11 protein-coding genes are annotated in these 13,132 nt (G+C 65.9%); 6 read left to right on the forward strand and 5 right to left on the reverse strand.

Annotated features, from left to right (window positions below):
• Positions 1-41 precede the first annotated feature (41 nt).
• Complete coding sequence (locus GRF61_RS05405; protein ID WP_162851706.1) at positions 42-659, reverse strand: glycosyltransferase family 25 protein; 618 nt, start codon at positions 657-659, stop codon at positions 42-44.
• Between the two features lie 237 nt (positions 660-896).
• On the opposite strand from GRF61_RS05405, the gene GRF61_RS05410 reads away from it, so the two are divergent.
• The 5 genes from GRF61_RS05410 to GRF61_RS05430 are packed head-to-tail and all read left to right on the forward strand — an operon-like array spanning position 897 to position 6,529.
• Positions 897-2,654: a carbamoyltransferase gene (locus tag GRF61_RS05410; RefSeq protein ID WP_169149682.1), complete on the forward strand. Its 1,758-nt coding sequence runs from the start codon at positions 897-899 to the stop codon at positions 2,652-2,654.
• Positions 2,651-3,790: a glycosyltransferase gene (locus GRF61_RS05415; RefSeq protein ID WP_169149683.1), complete on the forward strand. Its 1,140-nt coding sequence runs from the start codon at positions 2,651-2,653 to the stop codon at positions 3,788-3,790. The genes GRF61_RS05410 and GRF61_RS05415 overlap by 4 nt, the downstream gene beginning before the upstream one ends.
• Positions 3,787-4,674, forward strand: coding sequence for a DUF6625 family protein (locus GRF61_RS05420; protein WP_169149684.1), 888 nt, complete (start codon positions 3,787-3,789; stop codon positions 4,672-4,674). Before GRF61_RS05415 ends, GRF61_RS05420 begins: the two co-directional genes overlap by 4 nt.
• 6 nt (positions 4,675-4,680) lie before the next feature.
• Positions 4,681-5,637 (forward strand): glycosyltransferase, encoded by a 957-nt coding sequence (locus GRF61_RS05425; protein WP_169149685.1) that lies wholly within the window; start codon positions 4,681-4,683, stop codon positions 5,635-5,637.
• Between the two features lies 1 nt (position 5,638).
• On the forward strand, positions 5,639-6,529 hold the full coding sequence (locus GRF61_RS05430) for a glycosyltransferase (RefSeq protein WP_133590631.1): 891 nt from the start codon (positions 5,639-5,641) through the stop codon (positions 6,527-6,529).
• Positions 6,530-6,591: 62 nt separating this feature from the next.
• Here GRF61_RS05430 and GRF61_RS05435 read toward each other — a convergent pair whose 3' ends face one another.
• The 3 genes from GRF61_RS05435 to GRF61_RS05445 all read right to left on the reverse strand — a co-directional run bounded on the left by GRF61_RS05435 (position 6,592) and on the right by GRF61_RS05445 (position 9,627).
• Positions 6,592-7,827 carry an O-antigen ligase family protein gene (locus tag GRF61_RS05435; RefSeq protein WP_169149686.1) on the reverse strand — a complete coding sequence of 412 codons (1,236 nt, stop codon included), beginning with the start codon at positions 7,825-7,827 and terminating at the stop codon, positions 6,592-6,594.
• A 78-nt stretch (positions 7,828-7,905) separates the two neighbouring features.
• Positions 7,906-8,976: a hypothetical protein gene (locus tag GRF61_RS05440; protein WP_211165759.1), complete on the reverse strand. Its 1,071-nt coding sequence runs from the start codon at positions 8,974-8,976 to the stop codon at positions 7,906-7,908.
• 9 nt (positions 8,977-8,985) lie between these two features.
• Positions 8,986-9,627: a lipopolysaccharide kinase InaA family protein gene (locus GRF61_RS05445; protein ID WP_169149687.1), complete on the reverse strand. Its 642-nt coding sequence runs from the start codon at positions 9,625-9,627 to the stop codon at positions 8,986-8,988.
• Between the two features lie 86 nt (positions 9,628-9,713).
• Between GRF61_RS05445 and msbA the strand changes: the two genes are divergently transcribed.
• A complete protein-coding gene (msbA, locus tag GRF61_RS05450) occupies positions 9,714-11,510 on the forward strand; it encodes a lipid A export permease/ATP-binding protein MsbA (protein WP_169149688.1) in 1,797 nt (598 codons plus the stop codon).
• 166 nt (positions 11,511-11,676) lie between these two features.
• On the opposite strand, the gene GRF61_RS05455 is transcribed toward msbA, so the two are convergent.
• The coding region (locus tag GRF61_RS05455; RefSeq protein ID WP_348982349.1) for a lipopolysaccharide kinase InaA family protein at positions 11,677-13,132 on the reverse strand (1,456 nt) is incomplete at its 5' end.

The following is a 13,132-nucleotide window of genomic DNA, read 5'->3' on the forward strand; positions in this document are numbered from 1 at the left end:
CAGAGGTCGAGGCCTTTTTTGCCGGCCGAGACATTTCGCGCTTACTGCTGCAGGCGGAGCGCTGTCTTCCACAGATTGGCTACCGCCAGCCTGTACTGTTTGCGTCGGTTGGCGTGCCAGTTCATGCCGGGACCTTCGCGCGAGACGCCTTTCTCCTCCAGCGTGACCTTCTCCCGCGCGGATTCGATGTCGCTTCCTGCGATGTGCCGGGGCTGCTGGCTGGAGAGCATGGGGAAGGCGCAGTACTGCTTGAACTGGCGTCGGTATAGCGTATCGATGCCTATGCCTTCGAAGCGGTAATGCAGCAGCTTTTCGCTGGCAGCGCGGGAAATGATGTAGGCATGGGCGCCAGCGGCGCGGCAGCGTGCGATACCCGGTGTCCACGTCAGCCACAGCTTGCCGAGGATTACGCCGAGGTGCAGTAACTCGGGATGCCGCGTGCGGAGGAAGCGGTTGAGGCGGGAAATCGTCTTGGGCGGAAACGCCTCCAGCGTGGCGTCATCTTCCAGCACCAGAGCGTTTTTGTAGTTGCGTTCGACCACGATGCGGGCGCAGCGCTGGTGGGAGTGGAAGCAGCCCCGCTGGGCGTCTTCCTCGTCCTTGTCCACCAGCACGAATTCAATCTCCAGCCCGCTTTTGCGGAACTCATCCAGGATCATCGCCCGTCTGTCTTCCCGGTGGCGAAGGCTGATGCAAAGTACAGCGTCCACATCCAATTGAGGGTGGGTGGTACGTCGCGGAGAGAGGGGCATTTGAAAGGGGGGCGATTTGCTAGAGCGGCGCGATTGTAGCACCCGCCGCTGACGGAGACGCTTCGCTGGGCGGGGTATAATCCGCCGCTTCACCTGTTGATTTATCGGCCTTATACGGCTGCTGTCCCCTGACGAGGTTTGCCTTTGTCCCTAACCGTTCTCGGCCTTTCCGGCGCCCTGACCCACGATCCTTCCGCAGCGCTCTACATCGACGGCAAGCTGGTCGCCGCGGCGGAGGAGGAGCGCTTTGTGCGCGACAAGCACGCGAAGAACCGGATGCCCTACGAGTCGGCGCGCTTCTGCCTGGATTTCGCGGGAATCAAGCCCAAGGACGTCGACATCGTGGCGATCCCCTTTGCGCCGATCAGTCTGGCCGACAAGGCCCGCTGGCATTACGCGAAGCGCTATTGGTACGCGCCGGACCGGGGGCTGGATGCGATCCTGATGGGCAATCGCCGCTTCTACCGCTATCGCAGACGCATCCAGTGGTGCCTGCAGCAGTTGGGTTTCGATCTGAAGAAGGTAGAACTGGTGCCGGTCGAGCACCACCTTGCTCACGCTTCCAGTGCCTACCACTGCTCCGCTTTCAAGCAGAAGACGGCGATCATGGGCATCGACGGCAAGGGCGAGTACGCCACCACCTTTTTCGGCTGGGGCGAGAACGGCAAGATCCACAAGATCAAGGAGTTCTACGATCCGGATTCGCTCGGTGGCCTGTATGGTGCGCTGACCGAGTTTCTCGGCTTCGACATGCTCGACGGCGAATACAAGGTGATGGGCATGGCGCCCTACGGCGATGCGGAGAAATACGATTTTTCCCGCCTGGCCAAGTTCGAGAACGGCGAGTTGGTGATCAACACCGACTACGCCAACGTGATCGGCTTCCGCCGCTACAAGGAGAACGGCAAGGGCTACTATTTCTCACCCAAGCTCATCGACTGGCTGGGCCCCAAGCGCGAGGGCGACATCGCCGACGATCCCTACATCCATTACGCGGCCAGCATCCAGAAGCTGTTCGAGGATCTCGCGCTGCAGATGATGGATTACTACCTCGGCGACATCCTGCGCGAGACCGGCAAGCTGGCCTTCGCCGGCGGCGGGGCGCTCAACGTCAAGCTCAACCAGAAGATCATCGCCCGGCCGGAAGTGAAGGAGCTGTTCGTGCAGCCAGCCTCCGGCGACTCCGGGACGGCGGTCGGCGCGGCTTCCTATGTGTCCCATGGGCGCGGGGTGCCGGTCGAGAAGATGGAGCATGTGTATCTCGGCCCCAGCTACACCAACGAGGAAGTGATCGCCGCTTGCGCCAAGCATGCGGCGCGGCCGGTGTGGCAGAGGATAGAGGCGGTGCCTGAGCGCATCGCCCGCATCCTCGCCGCCGGCCAGCCGGTCGCCTGGTTCCAGGGGCGGATGGAGTTCGGCCCGCGTGCGCTGGGCGGGCGTTCGATCCTCGGCTGCCCGAGCGCGCCGGGCGTGGCGGACCGCATCAACGAACAGATCAAGTTCCGCGAGCGCTGGCGGCCCTTCTGCCCCAGCATGCTGGATACGGTGGGGCCGCAGATGCTGCAGACCGAACATCCCTCGCCCTTCATGACCTTCACCTTCGAAGTCGCCGAAGAGTGGAAGAACCGCGTGCCGGAAGTGGTGCACGAGGACGGCACCGCCCGTGCCCAGGTGCTGCGGCGCGAGTTCAATCCCCGCTACTACGATCTGATGGTCGAGCTCGAGAAGCTGACCGGCAACGGCGTGGCGCTGAACACCTCGCTCAACCGCCGCGGCGAGCCGATGATCTGTTCGCCGACGGACGCGCTGAACATGTTCTTCGGCTCCGACCTGCAGTACCTGATCATGGAAGACATCCTGGTGGTCAAGGACGGCGCCGACGTTGCACTGGGCCTGGCGTGAGCGATCTGGCTGGTCCCCGCATCCTGCAGTTCTGCCACTGCCACTACGGTCCTTTCGCCGATGTGGCGCGGCAGTACGCGGTGCTGTTCCGCGACACGCCGTACAAGGTCACCACCGTCTACCTGACGGATCCGCCGGATGAGGCGGTGGCGGCGCAGTCCGCCTCGGACGAGGTGATCTTCCTGGACTACGACGGCCGCGACGTGCGCGGCCTCAAGCTCGACGCGATGCGCCGGCTGCGCGAGATCGTCGCCGCGCGCGACGTGCGGCTGATCCTCGCCCATCGCTTCAAGCCCATCCACATCGCCTGTTGGGGCACTTCGCTGCCGATCATAGGTGTGCATCACGCCTTCGGCGACTACGAGCGCCTGACGCACAAGCTGTTTGCCCGCTGGTTCCACAAACGGCTGGGACTGCTGGGCGTCTCGGACGCCATCCGCGATGACATCCGCCGCGGCGTGCCCGCCTGGCCGGCGGACCGCATCGAGACTCTGCACAACCGCATTGATGTCGATGCGGTGCGCGGTGGGCTGCTGCCTCGCGCAGCGGCGCGAGCGCGCCTCGGCCTGCCGCAGGAGGCCCTCGTGATCGGCAACGTAGGCCGCCTGCACCCCGACAAGGACCAGGCGACCCTGCTGCGCGCCTTCGCCCGCGCCCGGAGTGCGCTCCCGGCCGGCGCGCTGCTGGCCATCCTCGGCAAGGGGCGGCTGGAACAGAAGCTCAAGGCGCAGGCTGCCGAGCTGGGGATCGCAGAGCAGGTCCGCTTCCTCGGCCAGGTCCCGGAAGCCTGGAGAGCTTTCCCCGCGTTCGACCTGTTCGCCCTGAGCTCCGACCATGAGCCCTTCGGCATGGTCCTGCTGGAGGCGATGGCGGCGGAGGTGCCGGTGATCGCCACCCATTGTGGCGGGGCGCCGGAAGTCGTCGGGGAGTGCGGTGCCCTGTTTCCGCTGGGAGACGATGCAGCCCTTGCCGCGCTATTGCTCCAGCAGGCTGCATGGCAGCCGGAACAGCGCCGGGCTGCAACACAGGCCGCCCTGGCGCGGGTGCGCACTGCCTTTTCGGATGAGGCAGCCCGCAGCCGCTTCTTTGCTCTCCCGATGGTGCGAGCGGTGCTCGGCCATACGAATCACGCATGAGTACCCGCGACCCGTCGATTTGCTTCGTCATCCCGTACTTTGGCCGCTGGCCGTTCTGGATGCCGTTCTTCCTGGCCAGCTGCCGGGCGAACTCCACGGTGGACTGGCTGCTGTTCTCCGACTGCGGCGAACTGGATGCACTGCCGCCCAATGTGCGCGTCGTCTCCGTCAGCTACGCAGATTATTGCGCCCGGGTGGCTGGTGCCCTCGGTATTCCCTTCGCGCCATCCAGCCCCTACAAGCTGTGTGATCTCAAGCCCGCGCTCGGCTACATCCATCGGGAGGAACTGGCCGGCTACGATTTCTGGGCCTTCGGTGATCTCGACCTGATCCTGGGGGATCTGCGTGCGTACTTCACCGCTGGGCGGCTGGCGCGCAAGGACCTATTTTCCACTCATGAACGGCGCATTTCCGGCCATTGCTGCCTGGTGCGCAATTCCCCGGAAATGCGCGAGTTGTTCTTCCGCGTGCCCGATTGGCAGGTGCGCCTGAGTGCGCCTGAGCATCTGGGGTTCGACGAAGGCGCTTTCAGCCGGATATTCATCCGACGCAAGAACTGGCCGCGCCTGCTGGCCCGCATCGCCGCGCAGTGGAACCCGTGGTTCCGCCGCGCAGAGTTCATTGAGTCTTACAGCACGCCGAACGCCAAGTTGCCGTGGGTGGATGGCTCGCGCAATTACCCGCAGCGCTGGTTCTGGCGCGAGGGCCTGCTGACCAATGACCGCGATGGCGAACGCCGTTTCCCTTACGTCCATTTCCTGATGTGGAAGGGGGACGAATGGAAACGCATTCCGGCGGCCGACATCGCGGCTTATCCCCAAGTGGCGAGCCTGCCCGCCTGGCAGGTGAGTACCAGTGGCTTCGCTCCGCTTGACCCGATCTGAGCAAAGATGAGAGTTCTCTTCCTGCTGCAAAAGGAGCAGCGCGTCATTCTGGACCGCCTGTACGACAGTGTGGCCGCCCACTGTGACTGCGAATTGCGCTGGCTCGACGACGACGAGCAGGCCGACCTGCGCCGGTATTTCGCCGAAAAGGTGGAGACGTCGCGCTACCAGCGCATCCTGTTCTTTCTCCGCTTCAAGAAGGAGATGCGACAGGCCGCGTTCATCCGGAGCGTGCCGAACCTGGTGATCCTGGAGCATGACGCCTGGCAGAACTACTTCCCCTGCAAGTACCGCGGCAAGTTCAGCCGTCATTACCGTCGGCTGCCGGCCGCCCGGGTGATCTGCTCCGGCTTCGGGGTGAGCCGGAAACTGCAGGCGGAAGGGGTGGATGCGGTATTCGTGCCCAAGGGCTACGACCAGGAGTTGTTAGGCAACCTCGGTGGCGAGCGCGACATCGAGCTGGGTTTCGTCGGCAGCACCAAGAGCGGGATCTACAAGGAGCGCAAAGCCATGCTCGAGGAGATCGGCCGCTGCGAGCCGCTGCAGGCGGTGAGGACAAATTCGGGCGACGATTACCTGGCCATGCTGAACCGCATCCGTTTTTTCGTCAGCGCGGACGTGGGCATGGGCGAATACATGATCAAGAATTTCGAGGCCATGGCCTGCGGTTGCGTGCTGTGCGCCTACGATCAGGGGAACGAGGAGAATGCCGCCCTGGGCTTCGCAGACATGGAGAACCTCGTCCTTTACCGCTCGGTGGCGGAACTCCGGGAGAAACTCGCCCGCTTGCGAAACGATCCGGCGCTGGCCTCGCGGATTGCTGCGGCTGGGCAGGCCCTGGTGGAGCGGGACTACAGCTTCGAACGTATCGGTGAGCGCGTTGCCCAGGCGCTGCAACCCGCATTGCGTCCGGCCCAGCCGCCAGGCTGGCTGGAGGCCCTGAGACTGAGGCTGGGGTGGTGACATGAATGTTCAGGACAAGGCCGGTCCGCTGGTAACGGTGATCATCGCCTCGTATAACCACGGACCCTACATCGAAGCCGCGATCGAGAGCGTGCTTAACCAGACCTACTCGCCGATCGAACTGCTGGTGGTGGACGATGGCTCCACCGACGACAGCGTCTCGCGCATCCGGGGCCTGCAGGCGAAGCACGGCTTCGATTTCCGTGAGCAGCGCAATCAAGGGCTCACTCGCACGCTGAACGACGCAATCGCGCGTGCCCAGGGCATATACGTCGCGCCTTTCGGTTCGGATGACATCATGCTGCCCACGCGCATCGCCGTGCAGGTCGCCTACATGGCCGACAAGCCGGAGGTAGGGCTGTGCGGAGGCAACATCGAGTTCATCCATGCCGATGGCAGCCCCTACCCGGATGCAGAGCAGAAGCAGCGCGATCTCGGCCCCCAGCACATTGATTTCGACGACGTTTTTCTCCAGCGCAAGCCCATCCCGCCGACTGCTACCCTCATGTTCCGCAAGGAGGCGCTGGAGAAGGTCGGCGGCTTCAACCCCGATATTCGACTCGAGGATGTCTATATCTGGCTCAAGCTGACCGCCGCCGGCTATTACATCGACCGTATTCCGGTGCTGATGGCGCAATATCGCAAGCACGCCACCAACACCTACAAGAACCTGCGTTTCATGAGTGACAGCTTGTTGCGCACCTACGGCGAGTATGCCGCCCACCCGGCCTACGACGCGGTACGCAGCCGCCTGCTGAACTCGCTGTTCCTCAAGGCCGCCGGCAGGGACAAGGCGCTTGCGCGCGAACTGCTGGGGCAATTGCCGCTGCGTGGCTGGACGCTCAAGACGGTGCGCGGCGTAGTGCGCTACCTGTTCTCGCGGGCCCCCTGAGCCGGTCCCCCCGGGCGTGCCTTTCCACGGCCAGGGGCCGCGGCGGCGCCTGACGCCTGGCCTTACCCTCGCCGAACTGGTTCCGCTCCTTCCGCCTGCTCGTTCCGCCGGGCTTCGATGCAGGCCGCAGCAAGCAAGGACAAGGGAATCCAGATGAGGAACCAGTGCTCCTTGGGGCGGGAAAGGTAGGAAATCCCCTCCGTCAGGCTGGCGGTAAAGCCCGACGCAAGGGCCACCGCACAGACCACCACCGCCGGGTGCCGCCGGTAGCGCCAGGCGCTCCAGGCTGCGGCGAAGTGCATGCCCAGCCACAGGGCGAGTCCGATGATGCCCTCCTGGCGCAGCACGGCCAGCAGCATGTTGTGGGTATCCGGAAAGCGCTCTGTGACTCCAGGCACTGTTAGCATGATATATGAGTCATAGCCGTAACCTAGCCAGGGGCGTTGCCGGATTTCGCTCAGGGCTTGCTCCCAGATCTGCGGGCGCAGCGAAAGGCCTCGTTGAGTTATCACCTCGGGTGCCACAAGGACGATAGCAAGGGTTCCGACCACCAGGATGGCACACGCGACGGCGCCTCGACGATTGGGCCAGAGGGCGCTTGCTGTTACCACGGCGGCGGAGCCCGCCGCTAAGCCGCCGCGGGAGCCCGTCGCCAGGATCGCCGCGATGAATACCAGTAGGGCGAAGACTCGCCAAGGCCGTCTTCCGACGCCCTCGATAATGAGGGTGCTTATCGTGATTGCGAGAAAGAAACCGAATACATGGGCGGTGAGGATTGGGTTGGATAGTGCTCGGTAGCCGTCGAGGCGACTCTCATCACTATTAAAGAACAAGAACAGCGCTAGCAGCCCGCCGATGCTGGCTACCGCCGTGGCCAGCCGGACGACGTTCGACAGGCGGAGCGGATTGCTCAAGGCGAGTTGTGTGGCCGCCAAGAACAGCAGCGCAATGTAGAGCGGGCGCTTCAGCATGGAGCCCACCGACTTGTCCGTGTCCGACCAGGCGATGCTGAGCATCACGTAAGCGGAGAAGGCGAGGAAGCCGAGGAAGATCGGCGAGCGCAGCAAGGCCGTCAGAGCGTCGCGTTGGTGGAAAAGAAGCAGGAAGGCCGGAAAGGCGACCAGGCTGTAGAACAGCGTGTGGTACTCCGGCCGCTCCGCCGCCCAGAGCATGCCGGTCAGCAGTACCAGCAGGCCGGTGGGCAGCACGTACTCCTGCAGCCATCCCGCCCAGCGGGCGCCGAAGGGGTGAGGCGGCGGAGCGATTCCCTTGCCGCGGGAGGGAAGCCTGGCATCCATGGATATTGTTTTGAGCGTGGGTGGATCGAGTGTTTGCCATTGCGCCGCTAGGAACAAGCCGGCATTTGCTTCAATTTGCTAGTGGGGCGCGTCCAGCAGGCCCTGCGCCTTCAGGTGCGCGGTGATCCTGGCGGCATTGCTGCCTAGCAGCATGCGCAGCAGAGGATTCCGCAGCCAGGCGGCCGGGGCGGCTTTCGCGTCCCGCTCCCGCAGATTGATCGCCGCCTTCTCCCACCACACCGGACCGCAGGCGCGGTCGAACTCGTTGGGATAGGGATAGCAGCCGTACAGCAGTTCCCGGGCGAACTGCCGCTGGGCGCGGGGCAGCAGACAGGTGATCAGCTTCATGCGCAGGCGGGTTGGCGACGGTGGCCGCGGGAGTTCGCTGCTGATCCGGAAGGTGTCCGCCAGCGCATCGGGGCTCAGCAGGCGGTCCCGGTGCTTCTGCAGCCAGGCGTCGATCTTGGCGCGGAAAAGCGCTTTCCGGCTCCAGTAATGGTGGATGTCGTCCGCACAGTCCTTCAAGGTCAGGCCCGCGGTCCTGCAGGCGACGGCAAGGACGAACTCTTCGAGCGTGTAAGCCCCCTGGGCGTGTGGAAAGAGCTCGTCCATCAAGGCCAGCGAGTGGTCCAGGAGACAGGCGTCCTCCCGGCACAGGCCTATTACGCCGGAGTTGAGCATGGGCATGCCGTCGTCTGCCTGGCCCCGTTGTTGAAGCCGGGAGGCCAGGGCGACGTACAGCGTCTCCTCCCGCCGCTCGCCGTAGGCAGGGCCGATGCGGTTACAGAGCAGCGCGCCCGGCTGGAGGTAGGAGAACAGGACGCTGGGAGAGGTGTGGAAGAAGGTATCGGTGTCGATCAGGATCGCCCGTTCGGCCGCGCGCAGGGCCTCCCGCAGCACGGCGTGCTTGGCGCGGAAGTGATAGCCATGCGGGCCGCGCCAGGCTTGCAGCTGCTCGGGCGACAGTGCCTGTACGGCGACAGGCAGTCCTTGGTAGGGCTCGGGGCGGTCGGTCCAGACCTGGATGTCGATGCGCTCGCCCGCGCCGCTGTCGCGGGCGAGCTGGGCACAGGCGCTGGCGATGCTGAACAGGGCTTCGCGGTGGTAAGTGTCCGCGCCATAGACGATGTAGAGCAGGGATTGGGTCATCGAGGTGATTCAGGCGGAGAGTTTGAAGCCCGAGGCGTGGTTGTAGCTGGTGAGAAACTTGCCATCGGCGCACAGCCAGGCGGTCTCTTCCGGGTAACGCAGCAGATGCTTGAGATTGCGCTTGCGCAGCAGATATCCCAGCGCGCGCTGGCGGGTCGTCATGTCGGCGACATCGATGAGGCCCAGCTCGCCACTGGGTGTGAGCACGATATTGCCCAGATGGAGCGAGCGGAAATAGACACCCAGCCGGTGCAGGCGGGCGACGAAGCTGCCGATCTGCTCCCGCAGCCGGCAGGCCTCCGCCTCAGGCGGCGGGGTCTGCTTCAGCAGGCGCCGCAGTGTCTCCCCAACCAAGGGGCGGTAGTGCACCGCGTCGCGCTCGATGTGGGGAATGCGGTAGAGGGCGATGATGTCGGGGCAGGGAATGCCCCGTGCATGCAAGGCCTGGACGTTGTCGGCAAAGCGGCGGACGTAGGGATAGAAGGCTGCCGAGCTCAGCAGGCGCTTGCGCCGGAACAGCTTGATGTAGCTCCCGTCCGGCAGGAGCAGCACCTTGTCGCCGTAGCGGTCGGCTTCGATGACGAGGGCGCCTTCGCGCAGCTTCAGGTAATCCTCGTATCCGAGGCTATGCAGTGCAGCCTGTGTTCTCATGGGGCGGGATTCTATCCCGGCGGCGCCGCGGTGGCGCCAACGGGGGCGTGGTAGCATCCGCCGTTTCGCAGTTCGGGCTTTCTTCCATGCCTTCCGCAGATGCGTTCGTCGCGTCCACCCTCAGGATCTATCTCCGTCTGCTGGGTTACGTGCGTCCGTACGCCGGCCAGTTTGCAATCAGCATTGCCGGCTTCATCGTCTTCGCCTCGTCCCAGCCCATGCTGGCGGGCATCCTCAAGTACTTCGTCGACGGGCTGAACAATCCGGAGGCGGTGCTTCCCGGCCTGCCCATGCTCGAAGGGCTGCCGCTGATGCAGGCGGTGCCCCTGCTGATCGTGCTCATCGCCGCCTGGCAGGGCGTGGGCTCCTACCTCGGCAACTACTTCCTCGCCAAGGTCTCGCTCGGCCTGGTGCATGACCTGCGGCTGGCCTTGTTCGACAACCTGCTGCTGCTGCCCAACCGCTACTTCGACAACCACAACTCCGGCCACCTGATCTCCCGCATCACCTTCAACGTCACCATGGTCACCGGCGCGGCTACGGATGCGATCAAGGTGGTGATACGCGAAGGCCTCACCGTGGTCTTCCTGTTCGGCTACCTGCTGTGGATGAACTGGAGGCTGACGCTGGTGATGGTCGCCATCCTGCCGCTGATCGCGGTGATGGTGAACAGCGCCAGCCGCAAGTTCCGCAAGCAGAGCAAGAAGATCCAGGTGGCGATGGGCGACGTGACCCACATCGCCTCCGAGACCATCCAGGGCTACCGGGTGGTGCGCAGCTTCGGTGGCGAGCAGTACGAGTCGGAGCGCTTCAAGGCCGCGAGCGAGGACAACACCCGCAAGCAGCTGAAGATGGTGAAGACCGGCGCCACCTACACGCCCATGCTGCAGCTGGTGACCTACACCGCGATGGCGGTGCTGCTGTTCCTCGTGCTGTGGCTGCGCGGCGACTCCACCGTGGGCGACCTGGTGGCCTACATCACCGCGGCCGGCCTGCTGCCCAAGCCCATACGCCAGCTCTCCGAGGTCAGCTCCACCGTGCAGAAGGGCGTGGCCGGCGCGGAGAGCATTTTCGAGCAGCTGGACGAAGCGCCAGAGGAGGACAAGGGCACGGTGACACGCGAGCGCGTTGCCGGCCGGCTGACGGTGCGCAAGCTGAGCTTCCGCTACCCCGGCACCGAGCGGGTGGTGCTGGACGAGGTGAGCTTCGAGGTGGAGCCGGGGCAGATGGTGGCGCTGGTGGGGCGCTCGGGCAGCGGCAAGTCCACGCTGGCCAGCCTGGTGCCGCGCTTCTATCAGCACGACCAGGGCGACATCCTGATCGATGGCGTGCCGGTGCAGGACTACACCCTGCGCAACCTGCGCCGCCACATCGCGCTGGTGAGCCAGCAGGTGAATCTGTTCAACGACACGGTGGCCAACAACATCGCCTACGGCGACCTGGCCGGCACGCCGCGCGAGGCCATCGTGGCGGCGGCGGAGGCGGCGTATGCCAAGGAGTTCATCGACCGTTTGCCGGAGGGCTTCGACACCTTGATCGGCGAGAACGGCGTGATGCTTTCCGGCGGCCAGCGCCAGCGCCTGGCGATCGCCCGCGCGCTGCTGAAGGACGCGCCCATCCTGATCCTGGACGAAGCCACCTCGGCGCTGGACACCGAGTCCGAGCGCCACATCCAGGCGGCGCTGGACCGCGCCATGAGCGGCCGGACCACGCTGGTGATCGCCCACCGCCTGTCCACCATCGAGAAGGCGGATCTCATCCTGGTGATGGACCAGGGCCGCATCGTCGAGCGCGGCTCCCACGCCGAGCTGCTGGCCGCTGGCGGCGCCTACGCCCGACTGCACGCGATGCAGTTCCACGAAGAGGGCGCGGCGGCGGGCTGAGCTGCGGCCTGCGCCAACGTCGCTCACAGGCCAGGAGGTTGTCAGCGGCGAGCCGAGGCTGGCGCTTCCGGGCGCGGCAGAAACGGCGGGCATCCTGTCCGCCAGGTTTCACCCTCGAACCTGGATTTCCCGATTTGAACTCGCCCGCCGCCGGCAGCGGGCCGGCTCAGGCCGCCGGTGGCAGATTCGTGTCCAGCCAGCGGTACAACTCGCTGTCCGCCGGCCAGTTGCGCAGCAGGCGCTGGCGGTCGCGGCGCCAGGCGCGGGCATAGGTCGCTGGCTTGCGGTGCTGGCGCATGGCGTCCAGATCGATGAGCTGGATGTCGCGGCCGTCCCACAGCAGGTTGGTGGCCTTGAGGTCGCCGTGGCTGATGCGCTCCCGGTGCAGGGTGGCGAACAGGGTGCGCAGCGCGGTGGCCTCGGCGGCCGGCGGGGCGGAGGTGGGCCGCAGGTGGCTCAGCAGGTCCACCCCGGCGCAGAACTCGTTGACCAGCCAGGCGCGGCCGCGCAAGGGGCCATGCCGTTCCTCGACCAGCGCCAGCGGCGCCGGCGTCGGAATGCCGAACAGGCGCAGGCGGTGGCCTTCGCGCCAGGAGTGCCAGCCGCGGCTGGGCCGCCACAGCCGGGAGAGGGCGTGACGCAGGCTCTTCAGGTTGTAGCGCTTCACCACCACCGGCCGGCCGTCGATGTTCACCTGGGCCACGGTGCAGGTGTTGCCGCGCTTGAGCAGGCGGCCGCCTTCCATGCGCCGGTCCGGATCGGCGAGCAGGGGTTCCAGTTGCTCGGCGGCGGCGCGCCACACCGCGGTGAAGCGGCGGAAGCGCTTCTCCACCTTGAACAGCGAGCAATCGCGGCCCGCCTTGGAGAGGTAGTCGCGCAGGCGCCAGGCGCGCTCGGCGACCAGCGCGCTGGCAAGCGCCTGCTCGCCGGGCGCGGCGGCGTTGCTGGCGCGGTAGGCGGCCAGCAGCGGCGCCAGGTCTTCATCCCAGGTGCGCGGCAGCTGGGCGATCAGCATGGCGAGGTCGCGCGCGGCGGTGCTCTCCTCCAATGGGCTGGCGTGGCGGCGCACTGCATCGCCGTCTATCAGGTGGAGCTGGCCTTCATGGCGCAGGAAGTTGCCGAAGTGCAGGTCGTCGTGGCTGAGGCCGGCGGCGTGCACCCGGCCGAGCAGGGCGAAGGCGGGCGTCAGCAGGGCCAGCGCTTTCGCTGCGCCGGGCGTGCCGTCGGCCAGGGCGCGCCAGGCGTCCAGCAGGGTGTCGGCGCCGTCGAGGAATTCGATGAACAGGGCGTGGCCGCCGCCCGGCAGGGCAAGCGCGCCCAGGGCCGGCGGCGTGGGAATGCCGGCGGCGGCGAGGGCGGCGATGCCCTCGTGCTCTCGCTGCGAATGGCGGGCGCTGCCGGCATCCACGAAAACCTTGGCCAGCACCCGGCGGCCGTCCAGTTCACCGCCGGCGATGCGGGCTTCTCCGACGATCCGCTTGCCCGGCAGCACCCGCAGCAGACGCTGCATCCACAGTTCGCTCGCCTGCGGGCCGGAGGCCGGGGCCAGGGCAAGACGGAAGGGGGCTGGCGGCTGGCGGCCGGCGGCGCGCAGGGTGGCGGCATCCACCAGGGGGGGGAGT

Source organism: Azoarcus sp. TTM-91, from assembly GCF_012911025.1.
GTDB lineage: Bacteria > Pseudomonadota > Gammaproteobacteria > Burkholderiales > Rhodocyclaceae > Azoarcus.